Genomic DNA, 14986 nt, shown 5'->3' with positions numbered 1-14986 from the left:
CCGCAGCCAGTGGACATATGGCCGAAATGCCCACTCCTCGCGCTGAAGATTGGACATGTCCCGTCCCAGCGCCTGGCACGGACATGTCCCATCCCCGGTGGCAGGGCAGGGCATGTCCGGGCCGGGCCAATGCGCATGCCCTCCCTTGGCCGCAGCCAGTGGACATATGGCCGAAATGCCCACTCCTCGCGCTGAAGATTGGACATGTCCCCCGGGGGCTAGGTGAAGCGCGCGTACCGCAGCAGCGCGGCCGTGCCCATGCCGCCTGCGATGCTGATCATCGCCAGGGCTAGCTGACCGGGCTCCGCGGACCTGCGTGCTTGTGCGAGCAGCCGGATGACCAGCACCGCGCCCGAGGCTCCGTAGGCGTGACCCAGAGCCAGCGCCCCGCCGTCGAGGTTCGCCAGCTCCGGGTCAATCCCCAACTGGTCAAAGCAGGCGAGCGTCTGGGCGGCGAAAGCCTCATTGAATTCCACCAGGCCCAGGTCCGCAGCCGTCAGGCCGTGTGCCGCCAGGAGTCGTTGCGCCGCTGCGGCCGCGCCGATGCCCAGGAGCTGCGGCGCCACCCCGGCGGTATCGGTTCCCAGCACCAGCAACCCGTCCGCTGCACCCAGCCGCCGGGCGCGTTCCATGGATGTAACAACGACGGCGGCCGCGCCGTCAGCGTCGAAGCACGAGTTCCCTGCCGTTACCGTGCCGCCGCTGGCAAACACGGGCGGGAAACGCGCCATCAGGGCGGGGCCAAGACTCGGTCTCGGACCGTCGTCGGCCTCAGCGGCCGCCCCGGTGCCCGCAGCGAGGGGCACGATCTCGCCGTCGAATCTCCCGGCAGCGGCGGCGGCCAGGGCACGATGGTGGCTGCGGAGCGCGAAGGCGTCCTGGCGTTCCCGGCTGATGCCGAAGTGGGCGGCCACGTTCTCGGCCGCCACGCCCATGTCGGGATCGCCGAGGCTGAGGGGTGCGAACTGGGCCCGGCTGTAATAGTCCGGGGTGCCGTCGTCGTTGCGGTGGGCGCGGAGCGGAGCCGTGCTGACGCTCTCCACGCCGCCTGCAAGGTACAGGCCGCCGCCGCCCGCCGCGACCAGCCGGGAGGCCAGGACGATCGCGTCCAGGCCCGAGCCGCATTGCCGGTCCACCGTGACGCCGGGGACGGTGACGGGCAGGCCGGCCTCCAGCGCGGCGAGCCTGGCCACGTTCCCGCCGCCGCCCACGGCGTTGCCGATCACGACGTCGGTCACGGACTCCGGGGCCAGGCCGGCGCCGGCACCCGCCTCGGCGAGCAGGCTGCGGAGCACCGGAGCCAGGAGTTCGTGGGCGCGCAGCGCCTTCAGGGCACCGTTGGCCCGGCAGAGCGGTGTCCGGCGCGCGGCGATGATCACCGGCTGCCTGTCCTCCGGCAGCAGTCCGGGAAATGAGCGTCCGGGGAATGGCAGACCGAGTGAAGAAGGCCCCGTGCCCACGCGCGGCTCAGCCAAGGCGTCGGATCCTGGGATCGTTCCGGGCTACCCAGTCGAGCAGCAGCTGCCGGCTGATCTTGCCCCGGTCTGTCAGGGGCAGCTCCGTCAGCGCGAAGTACTCCAGGGGCCGCTTGTTCCGGGCCAGCACATCGTCTATCCCGGACTTCAGCTGGGTGGCGGTGACCGCCCCGTGCGAGGGCACCACGCCGGCCACGACGCGCTGGCCGCGAAGGTCGTCGGCCATGCCGGCGGCCACGGCCGCCGCGACGCCGGGGACGGAGGCCAGCGCCATCTCGACTTCGTGCGGGTAGACGTTGGTGCCGGCGGTGATGATCATGTCGGACCGGCGGCCCAGCATGTGCAGGGTCCCGCCGGAGAGGTACCCTTGGTCCCCCACGGTGTACCAGCCGTCGAAACAGCGCAAAGCCTGGCCGTCGTCACCCCACAGGTAGCCGTTGCTGACCATGCCGCTGCGGACGCAGATGTTGCCGTCGCTGCCGTCCGGTAGCTCGGCGCCGCGATCGTCCAGGATGCGGATATCGACGCCGGGAAAGGGTTTTCCGATGCCGGTCCCGCCCGGTTCAGCGGGCTCGCCCGGACGCAACCCGGCGCCCGAGACGAAGCTGAGTTCGGACGCGCCGTAGTACTCGAAAATGGTGGCGTTCGGCGCCCAGCGCCGGGCCGCCTCCAGCGTCCGGGCGTCCAGCTTGGACCCGGCGCAGATGATGCTGCGGATGCCGGAGGCATCGACCCCGCCGGCCAGTCCGCGTTCGCTGAGCAGCCGGAGCATGGTGGGGACCAGGACCAGGCGGCTGATGCCGTCGTGGCTGATGGCGGCGTGGGCGGCGCCGACGTCGAAGTGGTCCAGGCTGTGGAATTCCGCGCCGGCGTACAGGCATTCGGCGAGGGCGTAGAGGTTCAGGCTTGCCGCGAGCGGGCCGGGGGCCAGGGTCTTGTCGTCCTGCGTGAGCCCGAAGAATTCAATGGAGGCGTCGAACGATTCCTGCCAGGACCGCCGCGAGCGGGTGAACGCCTTGGGCACCGAGGTGGTGCCGGAGGTCAGGCCGATCAGGAACGAGGCGCCGGGCGTCCCGTCAACGAGCTCAGTGCCCAGCCCGGTCCCCTGCGATGCCGGCAGCGCCGGGCCCTGGTCTTCCGCCACATCCGGCTGACCAGTTTCGATCCGGGCGATCCGGGCGGTGATGCCGTCCTGCAGTTGCTGCGGCCAGGCCGGGTCCAACACGGCGCACTGCCGCGCACCAGCCACGGCCGCCGCGAACGCTACGGCGAAGCGGGCTGAATTTTGTTCGGACAGCACCGTGATCGCAGGCGCCGCGGGCACCAGCGCCGCCGCTTTGTCCCGCAGGCCGGACCAGCTGAGGTGCTCTCCGGCCACGACGACGGCTGTTTCGTCGGGACGGTCATCGGCCCAGCGCTGGAGTCTGTCGAGAAATGGCATCGCACCAACTTTACCGTTGCTGGCCGGCACCGGGGCCTGTGCGGGATATTGTGACTCCATGAGCTTTAACGACAACGCCCCGCTGGATCCGTCGCAGGTCCAGGACCGTCGAGGGATGGGCCGCGGCCCGATGATCGGCGGCGGGATCGGCGGCGGCCTCATCCTGCTGCTGGCAGCCCTCTTCGGCATCAATCCGCAGCTTCTCGAGGGCCTGGCCGGCACCACCCAGGAGCCCCAGTCGCAGAGCCAAGGCTCGGCCCCCGCCTGCCGGACCGGCGCCGACGCCGACGCCCGCCTCGACTGCAGGATCACCGGCACGGTCAACAGCCTGAACGCGTTCTGGCCTGCGTATCTGGCCCAGTACAACACGAAATACCCGCGGCCCAAGGCCGTGATCTTCACCCGCGCAACCAATACGGGCTGCGGCGCCGCCACCTCGGAAGTAGGCCCGTTCTACTGCCCCGTCGACACCACGGCGTACTTCGATCCCGGCTTCTTCCAGGAACTCGTGGACCGGTTCGGTTCGTCCGGCGGGCCGCTGGCCCAAGAATACGTCGTGGCCCACGAATTCGGCCATCACGTCCAGAACCTGCTGGGCGACCTCGACCGGGCGCAGCAGGATCCCCAGGGCCCCGGCTCCGGGGGCGTGCGGGTTGAGCTCCAGGCCGACTGCTACGCGGGGCTGTGGGCCCACTATGCGACGACGCAGCCGGACCCCAAGACCGGCCAGCCCTACCTGGAGCCCTTCACGGACCAGGACGTCCGAGATGCCCTGTCGGCCGCCTCGGCCGTGGGCGATGACCGCATCCAGAAGGCCGCCACGGGCCGGGTCTCACCGGAGGCATGGACCCACGGGTCCAGTGCCCAGCGACAGAAATGGTTCTACCAGGGCTACAAGACCGGGGACATCAACAAGTGCGACACGTTTGCGGTGGCAACGCCGTAGTCCCAAACGAGTAGTCCCAAACCCTTAGCCTCATCCGCGTCGCGGCCGGCGCCGGACCGGGACTTCGACGTAGCTGAGGAATCCCGCGTGGCCCAGGTGCCGGTGCTTCGGGTGCCACACGGGGCGGTACTGGTGTCCGAACGGGTCGGTCACCAGGACTGTCTCCAGCCGGTGGTTCCCGGCCAGGAGGCGGTCGACGTCGGCCAGTGCATTGCGCCGCGTCGCAAGCCCGTCGATGTCCAGACTCCAGAGCCCCAGCTCAGCCTCTGTTCCGCGTTCGAGCTGCAGCGTCTCAAACAGTCCGGTCACGAATCCGGCGAGCCCGGCGGCGTCGACACGCTGCAGCCGATGCTCCTCCGGATGCACGTCGCGGGCATCGGCCAGGGCCTGGCGAAGCCAATGGAATTCCACGGAGCCCAGGGGCGGTCCCATGCGCAGGTGGCGGTTCTCGTCCAGTTCAAGCCGGTACGTTGTGGCGCTGCGGTCCATGATGCACGGAGCCTCGCCGACATATTCAAAGTCGGCCAGCAGGTCTTCCCGGGAACGGTAGTAGGAGAACTCGCCGCTGTCCTCAACAACCACAAAGTCCCTGCCGGCACCGGACGGCTGCGGTGGTGGAGTGGCATCCATTCCGGTGTGCCTCCTGTTCGACAGTGTGCCCGGTCCGAAGCTTTTAGCCGCGGACTGGTTGTCTTTATCAGACCACCGCCAACGCGATAAGGGAACGGCCATATGGGAACGCCGGATGGGACGACGACGGCGGCCCCGCCTCGGTGAGGTGGAGCCGCCGTCATTCACAGCCCGGGCCGTGCCGGCCCGTCCGTGTTAGTGGAGCTATGCGTGGGGATCTTAGATGTTGAAGCCCAGGGCGCGCATCTGATCGCGGCCGTCCTCGGTGATCCGTTCCGGACCCCATGGCGGCATCCACACCCAGTTGAGCCGCCATTCATCGACGACCCCGTCCAGGGCCTTGCCGACCTGCTCTTCGATGACATCGGTGAGCGGGCAGGCGGCGGTGGTGAGCGTCATGTCGATCAGCAGGGCGCCGTCGTCGTCTGAGTACTTCAGACCGTACAACAGGCCCAGGTCAACGATGTTGACGCCGAGTTCCGGGTCGATCACATCCTTGAGCGCCTCTTCGACATCCTCGAGGCCCGTGCGGGCCACATTGAGTTCGGTCATCGCGGAGTCCTAACTACGCCTGGGCTGCAGCCGAGGCGGCAGCGATGGTGGCCGCCCCTGCGCCGGTGGCGTAGCGGTCGTAGCCTTCGTCTTCGAGGCGGTCGGCGAGCTCCGGGCCGCCCTCTTCCACAACCTGGCCATCGACGAACACGTGCACGAAGTCCGGCTTGATGTAGCGCAGGATCCGGGTGTAGTGCGTGATGAGCAGGGTGCCCATGTTGCCTTCGCCGTGGGCGCGGTTGACGCCCTCGGAGACAACCTTGAGCGCGTCGACGTCGAGGCCGGAGTCGGTCTCGTCGAGGATGGCGAACTTCGGCTTGAAGAGCTCCAGCTGGAGGATCTCGACGCGCTTCTTCTCGCCGCCGGAGAAGCCTTCGTTGACGTTGCGCTGGGTGAAGTCGGCGTCGATGCGCAGCTGCGCCATGGCAGCCTTGACGTCCTTGGTCCAGGTGCGCAGCTTCGGCGCTTCGCCGTCAATCGCGGTCTTGGCGGTGCGCAGGAAGTTGGTCATGCTCACGCCCGGGACCTCGACGGGGTACTGCATGGCAAGGAACAGGCCGGCGCGGGCGCGCTGGTCCACGCTCATCGCGAGGACGTCTTCACCGTCGAGGGTGATCGTGCCGGAGGTGACGTTGTAGCGCGGGTGCCCGGCGATGGTGGACGCCAGCGTGGACTTGCCGGAACCGTTCGGGCCCATGATGGCGTGCGTCTCTCCGGTCCTGATGGTCAGGCTGACGCCCTTCAGGATTTCCTTGGTGCCCTGCTCGGTGTCAATGCTGACGTGCAGGTCCTTGATCTCAAGAGTCGACATATGTCTTGTTCTCCTCTGCACTGTGCCCTCCGGCACTGTGCGTTTTCTTGGCGATAAGTTTTCTTGTGCGAGTTGCCGGCTGCAGGCAGCTAGCTGAAGTTTGGAGCCTCGGCGCCGTTCAGGACGTTGGTGAAGTCCACGTAGACCTCGTCATCCAGGACGGTCACGGCAAACACGGGAACAGGATCATAGGCTGGCAGCTGGAGCGGCTCGCCGGTGCGCAGGTCGAACTGGGAACCGTGGCCCCAGCACTCGATCTTGCAGCCTTCGACCTCTCCTTCGGAGAGGGAGATGTCCGCGTGCGAGCAAGTGTCGCCGATGGCGTGGATCTCCCCCATCGAGTCCTTCACGATCGCTACGGGGTAGTCGTCGATCAGGATCCGCAGCGCCTGCTTGAGTTGAATCTCGCTGGCGTTGCAGACTAGCTCGCCCTTTGGCTGTTCAGTCATTGATGTGTTCCGTGTTCTCTAGTGCTGCGCACTAGTGGTTCGTTGCCGCGAGTTCGCGCTCGACGGCTTCCGTGAGGCGCTCTTCGATGGCCGGAACGTGGATCTTCTGGATGATCTCGTTCAGGAACCCGCGGACCACCAGGCGGCGGGCCACCTCTTCCGGGATGCCACGGGCCATCAGGTAGAACAGGTGCTGGTCATCGAATCGTCCGGTGGCGCTGGCGTGGCCGGCGCCGGCGATCAGGCCGGTCTCGATCTCAAGGTTCGGCACGGAATCGGCGCGGGCGCCATCCGTGAGGACCAGGTTGCGGTTGGCCTCGTAGGTGTCGGTGCCTTCTGCTTCCTTGCGGATCAGAACGTCACCCACCCACACGGTGTGCGCGTTGCGGCCCTGCAGGGCGCCCTTGTACAGGACGTTGGACTTGCAGTTGGCCACGGCGTGGTCCACGAACAGCCGCTGCTCGAGGTGCTGGCCGGCGTCGGCGAAGTACAGGCCGAACAGTTCCACTTCGGCGCCCGGGGCGGTGAAGCGTGCCGAGGGCGTGACGCGCACGAGGTCGCCGCCGAGGCTGACAACGATGTGCTTGAACTTGGCGTCGCGGCCGAGCTTGACCTGCTGGGAGGAGGCGTGCACGGCGTCGTCGTTCCATTCCTGGAGCGAGATGACGGTCAGTTGCGCGCCGTCCTCAACGACGATTTCGACGTTTTCCGAGACGACGGCGGTGCCCTGGTGGTCCAGGACGACGACGGACTTGGAGAACTTTTCCGCCACGATCACGATGTGCTGCGCGGAAGCCTCGGTGCCCTGGCCGGTCAGCAGGACGCTGACCTCCCCGTCCACCTGGACCTCGGACGGGACGGTGATGACGGTGGCCTCGGCGAAGTTCTCCCAGGCGTTCGCGGAGACCCGGTCCTCGGGGATGGCGGCGGAGCCGATCCTGCGGTCGTCGCGGCCGACGGTCTCAACCCTGACGCTGTCCGGAGCGGTGACGCTCACGGCCGGCGCGGCACCGTTGAGGACCTCGGTGTGCAGGCCGCGGAGGCGCTTGAGCGGGGTGAACCGCCAGTCCTCTTCCATGCCGGTCAGCGGCTTGAAGTCCGCCAGCTTGTAGGAGGTCAGGCGGCCGGCGCGTGAGCTGTCCGGAACACCGACGCCGCCGCCGTGCGAGTGGCGCTTGACGGCTTCGCCGGCCAGCGGCGATTTGGACTCCGCGGCGTTCAGGGGCGAAAGGCTTTCGCCTTCCTCGGTGAAACCGTTGATGAACGGCTGGGCTGAGGGCGCGCCGATGCGGGCCTTTTCAGTAGTGATGTCAGTCATTAACCGACCGATCCTTCCATCTGCAGTTCAATCAGTCGGTTCAGCTCGAGGGCGTATTCCATCGGCAGTTCGCGGGCAATCGGCTCGATGAAGCCGCGGACGATCATCGCCATGGCCTCGTCTTCGCGCATGCCGCGGGACATCAGGTAGAACAACTGCTCTTCGCTGACCCGCGAGACCGTGGCCTCGTGGCCCATCGTGACGTCGTCCTCGCGGATGTCGATGTACGGGTAGGTGTCCGACCGGCTGATGGTGTCCACCAGGAGGGCGTCACAGCGGACCGTGTTGGCCGAGTGCTTGGCGCCTTCGCGGACCTGTACCAGGCCGCGGTAGGCGGCGCGGCCGCCGCCGCGGGCCACGGACTTGGAAATGATCGAGCTCTTGGTGTTGGGCGCGATGTGGACCATCTTCGAACCGGTGTCCTGGTGCTGGCCTTCGCCGGCGAACGCGATGGACAGGGTTTCACCCTTGGCGCCTTCGCCCACGAGGTAGACGGCCGGGTACTTCATGGTGACCTTGGAGCCGATGTTGCCATCGATCCACTCCATGGTGGCGTTCTCTTCGCAGATGGCGCGCTTGGTGACCAGGTTGTACACGTTCGTGGACCAGTTCTGGATGGTCGTGTAGCGGACGCGGGCGCCCTTCTTCACGATGATTTCCACTACCGCGGAGTGCAGCGAGTCCGAGGTGTAGATCGGAGCGGTGCAGCCTTCGATGTAGTGGACGTAGGAGTCCTCGTCCGCGATGATCAGCGTGCGCTCGAACTGGCCCATGTTTTCCGTGTTGATGCGGAAGTAGGCCTGCAGCGGGATGTCGACGTGGACGCCCTTGGGCACGTACACGAAGGATCCGCCGGACCAGACGGCCGTGTTCAGCGAGGCGAACTTGTTGTCGCCCACCGGGATGATGGTGCCGAAGTACTCCTGGAAGATCTCCGGGTGTTCGCGCAGCGCGGTGTCCGTGTCCAGGAAGATGACGCCCTGCTGTTCCAGGTCCTCACGGATCTGGTGGTAGACAACCTCAGACTCGTACTGCGCGGCGACGCCGGAGACGAGGCGGCTGCGCTCGGCTTCCGGGATGCCCAGCTTCTCGTACGTGTTCCGGATGTCCTCGGGGAGGTCTTCCCAGGTTGCGGCCTGCTTCTCGGTGGACCGCACGAAGTACTTGATGTTGTCGAAGTCGATGCCGGACAGGTCCGCGCCCCAGGTGGGCATGGGCTTGCGGTCGAAGTACTTCAGGCCCTTCAGGCGCAGATCCAGCATCCATTCCGGCTCGTTCTTCTTGGCCGAAATGTCGCGGACAACGTCCTCATCGATGCCGCGGCGCGCGTTGGCCCCGACGTCGTTCTTGTCGGCCCAGCCGTACTCATAGGTGCCGATTCCGTGGAGCTCGGGATTCTTTTCCAGAATCTCCGAAATCACAGTAGAGTCAGCAACCTTCTTCTCTGATAGTTGGTCCGTCATCACGGCCTTTCTTGGAGATGGTTGGATACTTCGTCCGGGTTGACCGGGGCTGCGGGACTGGAAGTCCCGACGGCGGCCGGACGGCCCGTAGGTATGTGGGTGGTGCAGACGTGCCCGCCTCGCGCCAGGGTGGACAGCCGGCGCACATCGACGCCGACCAGCCGGGCGAACATTTCGGTCTCCACGTCGCAGAACACGGGGAACTGGGCAGCCAGGTGCTGGATGGGGCAGTGCCCCTGGCAGAGCTGGACGCTGGAGAGCGCGGCGGGAAGCGGCGCCTTGGCAACAAGTGACTGCGCCGAGGCCACGAAACCGTCGCGGCTCAGCGCCTCGGAGAGAGCCTGGGCGCGGGCTGTGATGTCCGGTCCGGCCTGCTCGATCTCGGGTGCGTAGCGGCGTTCCATGTCGGCGAACCGCTCGACGGCGAACTGCCGCACCGCCTCGGGGCCGGCCGCCTCTTCCAGGCGGCGCAGCGCGACGGAGGCGATGTCGAGGTAGTCGTTGCCCAGGGTCGACTGACCCTGGGAGCTCAGGACGTAGCGGCGGGCGGGCCGTCCGGCACCGGCACCGGCACGGGCAACCCGCTTGACTTCAATCACTCCGCTGCGCGCGAGGTGATCGAGGTGGCGGCGCACGGCAGCCGGGGTGAAGCCCAGGAGGTCACCGAGTTCGGCTGCGCTGATGGGTCCATGCTCCAGCACCGCGTTCAGGACACGGTCACGAGTCCGCTCTTCGGCGTCATGGGTGTGGCTGCCGGCGGCGGGAACGACGTCGGGAACGGCCGCCACGTGTGCCCGGGCGGACCCGACGCGCGCGGTGCCGCGCCCGTTCGGGGCTGCGGACGCAGAGGGGCTCATGGAATACACAACACAATCATGTCGTAATTTACTCCGGCATTCCAGTAAGGCATGGCTTGCCTGCGGGACCGCCCCGCCGGGGAGCCGACGTACTACATCGCGTAGAATGCTGTGGTGCGATCTCCCGAATCCCCCGTTCTGACCATCAGCGGGCTTGTCAAGGATGTTGGTCCACTGCCCACCCTCGACGGCAAGATGCTGCGCGTGGTCAGCGGCCTTTCCCTTATTGCCGAACGCGGCCAGGTCACGGCCCTGCTCGGTGCCAACGGTGCCGGCAAGACCACCACCATCGAATGCGCCCAGGGGCTGCAAAAACGCACCGCCGGCGCCATCAGCCTACTGGGCCAGGATCCGGATTCGGCCGGCGCGGGGCTCCGCGCCCGCGTGGGGGTCATGCTGCAGGACGGCGGCCTGCCGCCGTCGGCCCGGCCCATCCCCCTGTTGCGGCACATCGCCGGCATGTACCAGGACCCGTGGCCGGTGGATGAGCTCATCGGACGCCTGGGGATCGACTCTTTCAGCCGCACCAGTGTGCGGCGCCTGTCCGGCGGCCAGAAGCAGCGCCTCGCTCTTGCCGCGGCGCTGGTGGGCAATCCGGAGGTTCTGTTCCTCGACGAGCCGAGTGCGGGCCTGGACCCGCAGTCCCGCCAGATGGTCTTCGATCTCATCTCCGAACTGCGCAACAGCGGCATGGGCATCATCCTGACGACACACCTGATGGACGACGCCCAACGCCTCGCGGACTATGTCTACATCATCGACGCCGGCCGCAACGTCGCCGAGGGCACCGTGGCCCAGCTCCTGCGGCACCAACTGCCGGCCGGCGACGCGTCGCAGCACATCCGCACCTTGCTGTTCGAAACCGAACCCGGCTTGGACTTCACCGGCGTGCTGCCCGACGGCGTCGACGTCACCGAGGCGCGGGCCGGCAGTTACGCCGCGACCGGCGCACTGACCCCCGCCGACCTCGCCGCGATCACCGCATGGTGGGCCGCGCGCGGGATCATGCCCAGCTCCCTGAGCCTTGAAGCCCGCAGCCTCGAGGACGTCTTTTTGGACATCTCCGGAAGGGAGATCCGATGACCCGCGTAACAGGTGGCGCCCCCCTGGACAGTGCACACCGCGCCAGCGCGCCCCGTACCGCACATGGCAGCGCCCCCGCTTCCTTGCTGCGCCGCATCCTGCTGCAGGGGCAGTACGAAACCATCACCATGCTCAGGAACGGCGAGCAGCTGATCCTCGCGATCGTGCTGCCGCTGCTGGCCATGGTCGGCCTGACAGTGACGCCGCTGCTGGACGGGCTCGGTTCGAGCCGCATCAACGTCGCCGTGCCGGGCATCCTGGCCCTGTGCGCCATGTCCACCGCCTTCACGGGGCAGGGCATCTCCACCGGCTTCGACCGCCGCTACGGCGTCCTGCGGTTTCTTTCCACTACTCCCCTGGGCCGCACCGGACTGATTGCGGGCAAGGTCCTGGCCGTCCTGGCCGTGCTGTTCCTGCAGGTGCTCATCGTGACGGCCGTGGCCCTCCTGCTGGGCTGGCAGCCCAACCCCGCGGGCTGGCTGCCCGGCCTGGCCATCCTGGTCCTCGGGGCCGCCGCCTTCACGGCACTCGGGCTGCTGGTCGCCGGGACGGTCCGGCCGGAGGCGACCCTTGCCATCACCAACCTGCTCTGGATCCTCCTCGGAGCGCTGGGCGGGATCGTCATCCCGGCCGAACGGCTCCCTGCGCTGGCCCAGGCCGTGGTGCATTTCCTCCCCTCCGGCGCGCTGGGCCAGGCGCTGAGGGATGCATTCCTGTCCGGCAGCGTCAATGGTGCTGCCGTACTTGTCCTGTTGCTCTGGACGGCGATCGCCGGCGGCGCAGCAACCCGTTGGTTCAAGTGGAATTGAGAAAACTGTGAGCACGGCGTCACGAACTCCCCGGATCGTCTCCGGAATCACCTCCCGGCTGCCCGTCCGCGTGGACAAGACGGTCAGGCGGCTGGCTGTGTTGTCCCTCATCGGCCAGATCGTCCTGGTGGTGACCGGCGGAGCCGTGCGGCTGACCGCCTCCGGCCTTGGCTGCCCCACCTGGCCGCGCTGCACGGAAGGCTCCCTGGCGACCACACCGGAAATGGGGTTCCACGGAATCATTGAATTCGGCAACAGGCTCCTGACGTTCGCGCTGGCAGCCGTCGCTGTGATGATGCTCGTCTACCTGTGGAACCTCCGCAAGGAGCGCCGCGACCTCTTCCTGCTGGCCCTCGGCCTGCTTGCCAGCATCCCGGCCCAGGCCGTCATCGGCGGCATTACGGTGCTGACCCAGCTGAACCCGTGGGTCGTGGGCCTGCACTTCCTCGTTTCCATGGCGCTCGTGGTCCTCGCGACCCTGTTGGTGAACCGGGCCTACGGCCGCACCGGCAAGGCCAGGACCGTGCAGCTTCCCGCCCTGCCGGGCGTCGCGCGCCCGGTGATGACCGCCGTCGCGCTTCTCTCCGCCGTCGCCGTCTGCCTCGGTGTGGTGCTGACCGGAGCGGGCCCGCACGCCGGCGATGCTAACGCCCCGCGCAATGATCTCGACTGGGACCTGTTCGCGCACATCCATGCAGTGCCCGCCTACCTGGTGACCGCCGGCGCGCTGTTCGCGTTGTTCCTTGTGGTTCGCGGACGGATCCAGGGGCAGTTCCGTACTGCGGTGTTCATGCTCCTGGGCGTCACGGTGCTGCAGGCCGTCATCGGCTTCACCCAGTACTACAACGGCATCCCGGCGCTGCTGGTCGGCGCACACATGCTGGCGGCGGCGCTGCTGATGAGTGCAGCCACCAACGCCGCGGACCTGGCCCGCTACAGCCCGGTGGACTAGCCCCACGACCCGAACAGCCCCGGGCGCTTCCCTCTCAACACAGCAACGCAGGGTCACTTATGGCCCATCCGGCACGTCCGGATAGGCCATAGGTGACCCCGCGTTTGTCATATGTGCCTCGGGCTGGCCTTGACGGGAACACCGGGAGGACTATGGGAGGGCATGGATATGGATCGTCGCGGCTGTGGCTTCTTTTCGTTCACTCCCGTGACGCCGACCGGAAGGCCTTCTCAAATGCAAGAGATCGAACCGGCGTCGCCCCTTTCACCGTCCGCCCGCCATCGCGCGGCAAGCCTCAAAGAACGCGTCTACATCATCTTCACGACCTTGGCTGTGGTCTTGGCGCTTCGCAGCCACGCCGACGAGACGACACCCGCGGCCGCGGCGGCGACCCTCAGCATCGTGGTGATCGGGTCACTGCTCGGAATCCTGGTCGCCGACCTCCTGAGCCACCTGGCGGTTCATTCGACGCTCCCAACCCCCGAAGAACTGCGTCAGATGGTCGCGATCAGTGTCGGGGCCCTCAGCGTCCTGGTCACGCCGCTGATCCTTCTCCTGGCGGCAGGCCTCGGTATCTTGTCGACGGCGGCCGCACTCAGCTGGGCGGTCGTCGTGCTGGTCGTCACGCTCCTGGTGGTCGGCTATCTCGCCATCCGGCGCCTCGACATTCCTCTGCGTCACAAGGCCGCCATTATGCTCGCCGAAGTTGTATTGAGCCTCCTGGTGATTGGACTCGAATTCGTGGCCCACCATCTCTGAACCGGACGCGAAATTTCCCCCACATTCCAGGACGGGTTCCTGATCGGTCACTTGTCCAAAGGGGAAGGCATTCGGAATACTGGGTCGTGTAGCCCCTTGTGGGTCTGCCCCATTGCCGGGCGGCCCGGGGCCAGCGTCAGGTTTCGTCCAGCCACGTCGGGAATACTTAGAGCCGGCGCTCAACTGGCGCCGCAATCGCATTCATGGAAAGTAGGACGGCTCGGTTTTGCCTTGATGCAGCTGGAATCGGAACTGGCCAGATAGAGGAAGCGGAGGATATGTGGCGTTACTAGTCAGCGAGAGGCCCGCAAAGACGGTCCAACATACTGCAGAGCGCCCACGGCTGGACGGCCTGGACGTTCTTCGCGGTGCTGCCGTTGGCGCCGTCCTGCTGGGACATTCCTGGCCGAGCATATTTCAAGGCGCCGGCATCGTTGGTGTCATTGCGTTCTTCGTGTTGAGCGGCTACTTGATCACCAGCGTGCTGGTCGGCGACATCGAACGGCACCGGAAAATTCGCTACGGCCGTTTCTATGCGCACAGGGCCTTCCGTCTGGTGCCGGCACTGATCTCCCTCCTGGGGGTGTACGCGATCGTCGAATTGGCCACCGACGTCCTCGGGGACCGGTCCAAGGGGATCGTCGGGTACACCGTCCTCGCCGGCCTTGGCTACCTCAAAGACCTGCCCCTGCCTTTCGACGTCAGCATGGCGATCGGACCGCTCTGGACGCTGGCGGTGGAAGAACAGTTCTACCTCATCTGGCCCGCGCTGCTGGTGCTCGCCCTGCGGCGCAACCGCCAGGGACGTCTGGTTGGCTGGTCCGCCGCCGTCGCCCTGTTGCTCATGTCGGCCAGTGTGCTGGCCATGGTGACCCTGGCCCCGCAACTTCACGCTCTGGTCTACGCGCTGCCGACAACGTGGGGCCTGGGCCTGATCATCGGTTCGGCCCTGCGGCTGTACAGGGTCCATGTGTTCAGCTGGTTCACCGGCCTCTGGCTCAGGCGTGCTGCCCTGCTCGGTTCCGTCGCCATCCTGGCCGCGCTGATCTTCTTCCCGAAGGCCAATGAAACGCCGGCCTTCATGTTCATTGGCGGCCCGCTGGCCATGGCCGCGTCAGCCGTCCTGGTCGCACTGGCTGCTTCCCGCACCGCGGTGATGCCAAAGTGGACACACCCGGTGCAGATGCTGGGCACGGTGTCGTACGCCGCGTACCTCTGGAACTACGTCGTCATTCTCTGGCTCAACGGGGGCTCCACGGCCGATCTGCCGCCGCTCGTCGCCGTGTCGGCCATCGTGGTGACCCTGCTCATTGCGGTCATCAGCTGGCACACTGTCGAAAGGCTCGGGCGGATCGCGCGCGCCCGCTTCGACCAGCACTATTCGGCCCGGTACCAGCCGGACCGGGGGCGGCCCGGCAGCAACGCTTCCCGGCACGGTTAG

15 protein-coding genes are annotated in these 14986 nt (G+C 67.1%); 6 read left to right on the top strand and 9 right to left on the bottom strand.

Going from position 1 to position 14986, the window contains the following annotated elements:
• Nucleotides 1-218: 218 nt before the first annotated feature.
• Nucleotides 219-1433 carry a thiolase family protein gene (locus tag BLS42_RS05665; protein WP_090577986.1) on the bottom strand — a complete coding sequence of 405 codons (1215 nt, stop codon included), beginning with the start codon at nucleotides 1431-1433 and terminating at the stop codon, nucleotides 219-221.
• Between the two features lie 34 nt (nucleotides 1434-1467).
• Nucleotides 1468-2916, bottom strand: a complete 1449-nt coding sequence (locus BLS42_RS05660; protein WP_090577989.1) for an AMP-binding protein — start codon at nucleotides 2914-2916, stop codon at nucleotides 1468-1470.
• Nucleotides 2917-2974: 58 nt separating this feature from the next.
• Here BLS42_RS05660 and BLS42_RS05655 point away from each other — a divergent pair, with 58 nt between their 5' ends.
• Nucleotides 2975-3862 carry a KPN_02809 family neutral zinc metallopeptidase gene (locus BLS42_RS05655; protein ID WP_090577786.1) on the top strand — a complete coding sequence of 296 codons (888 nt, stop codon included), beginning with the start codon at nucleotides 2975-2977 and terminating at the stop codon, nucleotides 3860-3862.
• A gap of 30 nt (nucleotides 3863-3892) precedes the next feature.
• On the opposite strand, the gene BLS42_RS05650 is transcribed toward BLS42_RS05655, so the two are convergent.
• The 7 genes from BLS42_RS05650 to BLS42_RS05620 form a co-directional block, all read right to left on the bottom strand.
• Nucleotides 3893-4492, bottom strand: a complete 600-nt coding sequence (locus tag BLS42_RS05650; RefSeq protein WP_090577783.1) for a hypothetical protein — start codon at nucleotides 4490-4492, stop codon at nucleotides 3893-3895.
• 219 nt (nucleotides 4493-4711) lie between these two features.
• Nucleotides 4712-5044: a metal-sulfur cluster assembly factor gene (locus BLS42_RS05645; RefSeq protein ID WP_056434018.1), complete on the bottom strand. Its 333-nt coding sequence runs from the start codon at nucleotides 5042-5044 to the stop codon at nucleotides 4712-4714.
• A 13-nt stretch (nucleotides 5045-5057) separates the two neighbouring features.
• On the bottom strand, nucleotides 5058-5855 hold the full coding sequence (sufC, locus tag BLS42_RS05640; protein WP_090577780.1) for a Fe-S cluster assembly ATPase SufC: 798 nt from the start codon (nucleotides 5853-5855) through the stop codon (nucleotides 5058-5060).
• 89 nt (nucleotides 5856-5944) lie between these two features.
• The gene (locus BLS42_RS05635; RefSeq protein ID WP_090577778.1) at nucleotides 5945-6304 is read right to left on the bottom strand and encodes a non-heme iron oxygenase ferredoxin subunit; all 360 of its coding nucleotides are present in this window, start codon (nucleotides 6302-6304) and stop codon (nucleotides 5945-5947) included.
• Between the two features lie 31 nt (nucleotides 6305-6335).
• Nucleotides 6336-7622 carry a Fe-S cluster assembly protein SufD gene (gene sufD, locus BLS42_RS05630; RefSeq protein ID WP_090577775.1) on the bottom strand — a complete coding sequence of 429 codons (1287 nt, stop codon included), beginning with the start codon at nucleotides 7620-7622 and terminating at the stop codon, nucleotides 6336-6338.
• On the bottom strand, nucleotides 7622-9085 hold the full coding sequence (gene sufB / locus BLS42_RS05625) for a Fe-S cluster assembly protein SufB (protein WP_090577773.1): 1464 nt from the start codon (nucleotides 9083-9085) through the stop codon (nucleotides 7622-7624). Before sufB ends, sufD begins: the two co-directional genes overlap by 1 nt.
• On the bottom strand, nucleotides 9085-9951 hold the full coding sequence (locus tag BLS42_RS05620; protein ID WP_090577771.1) for a helix-turn-helix transcriptional regulator: 867 nt from the start codon (nucleotides 9949-9951) through the stop codon (nucleotides 9085-9087). Before BLS42_RS05620 ends, sufB begins: the two co-directional genes overlap by 1 nt.
• Before the next feature lie 105 nt (nucleotides 9952-10056).
• Here BLS42_RS05620 and BLS42_RS05615 point away from each other — a divergent pair, with 105 nt between their 5' ends.
• The 5 genes from BLS42_RS05615 to BLS42_RS05595 all read left to right on the top strand — a co-directional run bounded on the left by BLS42_RS05615 (nucleotide 10057) and on the right by BLS42_RS05595 (nucleotide 14986).
• Nucleotides 10057-11025 carry an ABC transporter ATP-binding protein gene (locus tag BLS42_RS05615; RefSeq protein ID WP_090577769.1) on the top strand — a complete coding sequence of 323 codons (969 nt, stop codon included), beginning with the start codon at nucleotides 10057-10059 and terminating at the stop codon, nucleotides 11023-11025.
• Nucleotides 11022-11834 (top strand): ABC transporter permease, encoded by an 813-nt coding sequence (locus BLS42_RS05610; RefSeq protein WP_256336272.1) that lies wholly within the window; start codon nucleotides 11022-11024, stop codon nucleotides 11832-11834. Before BLS42_RS05615 ends, BLS42_RS05610 begins: the two co-directional genes overlap by 4 nt.
• A gap of 7 nt (nucleotides 11835-11841) precedes the next feature.
• Nucleotides 11842-12786: a COX15/CtaA family protein gene (locus BLS42_RS05605; protein WP_090577767.1), complete on the top strand. Its 945-nt coding sequence runs from the start codon at nucleotides 11842-11844 to the stop codon at nucleotides 12784-12786.
• Nucleotides 12787-13020: 234 nt separating this feature from the next.
• A complete protein-coding gene (locus tag BLS42_RS05600; protein ID WP_090577765.1) occupies nucleotides 13021-13545 on the top strand; it encodes a hypothetical protein in 525 nt (174 codons plus the stop codon).
• Nucleotides 13546-13825: 280 nt separating this feature from the next.
• Nucleotides 13826-14986 (top strand): acyltransferase family protein, encoded by a 1161-nt coding sequence (locus tag BLS42_RS05595; protein ID WP_256336270.1) that lies wholly within the window; start codon nucleotides 13826-13828, stop codon nucleotides 14984-14986.

Origin of the sequence: Arthrobacter sp. ov407, assembly GCF_900102895.1 — a bacterium.
GTDB lineage: Bacteria > Actinomycetota > Actinomycetes > Actinomycetales > Micrococcaceae > Arthrobacter.
This window is presented reverse-complemented; position numbering and strand designations above follow the sequence as displayed.

What these genes read in the sequence shown, in the direction of transcription:
- BLS42_RS05645 (WP_056434018.1), bottom strand. Translation starts at nt 5,044, where the DNA reads ATGACCGAACTCAATGTGGCCCGCACGGGCCTCGAGGATGTCGAAGAG.
- sufC (WP_090577780.1), bottom strand. Translation starts at nt 5,855, where the DNA reads ATGTCGACTCTTGAGATCAAGGACCTGCACGTCAGCATTGACACCGAG.
- BLS42_RS05610 (WP_256336272.1), top strand. Translation starts at nt 11,022, where the DNA reads ATGACCCGCGTAACAGGTGGCGCCCCCCTGGACAGTGCACACCGCGCC.
- sufB (WP_090577773.1), bottom strand. Translation starts at nt 9,085, where the DNA reads ATGACGGACCAACTATCAGAGAAGAAGGTTGCTGACTCTACTGTGATT.
- BLS42_RS05650 (WP_090577783.1), bottom strand. Translation starts at nt 4,492, where the DNA reads ATGGATGCCACTCCACCACCGCAGCCGTCCGGTGCCGGCAGGGACTTT.
- BLS42_RS05635 (WP_090577778.1), bottom strand. Translation starts at nt 6,304, where the DNA reads ATGACTGAACAGCCAAAGGGCGAGCTAGTCTGCAACGCCAGCGAGATT.
- BLS42_RS05655 (WP_090577786.1), top strand. Translation starts at nt 2,975, where the DNA reads ATGAGCTTTAACGACAACGCCCCGCTGGATCCGTCGCAGGTCCAGGAC.
- BLS42_RS05600 (WP_090577765.1), top strand. Translation starts at nt 13,021, where the DNA reads ATGCAAGAGATCGAACCGGCGTCGCCCCTTTCACCGTCCGCCCGCCAT.
- BLS42_RS05660 (WP_090577989.1), bottom strand. Translation starts at nt 2,916, where the DNA reads ATGCCATTTCTCGACAGACTCCAGCGCTGGGCCGATGACCGTCCCGAC.
- sufD (WP_090577775.1), bottom strand. Translation starts at nt 7,622, where the DNA reads ATGACTGACATCACTACTGAAAAGGCCCGCATCGGCGCGCCCTCAGCC.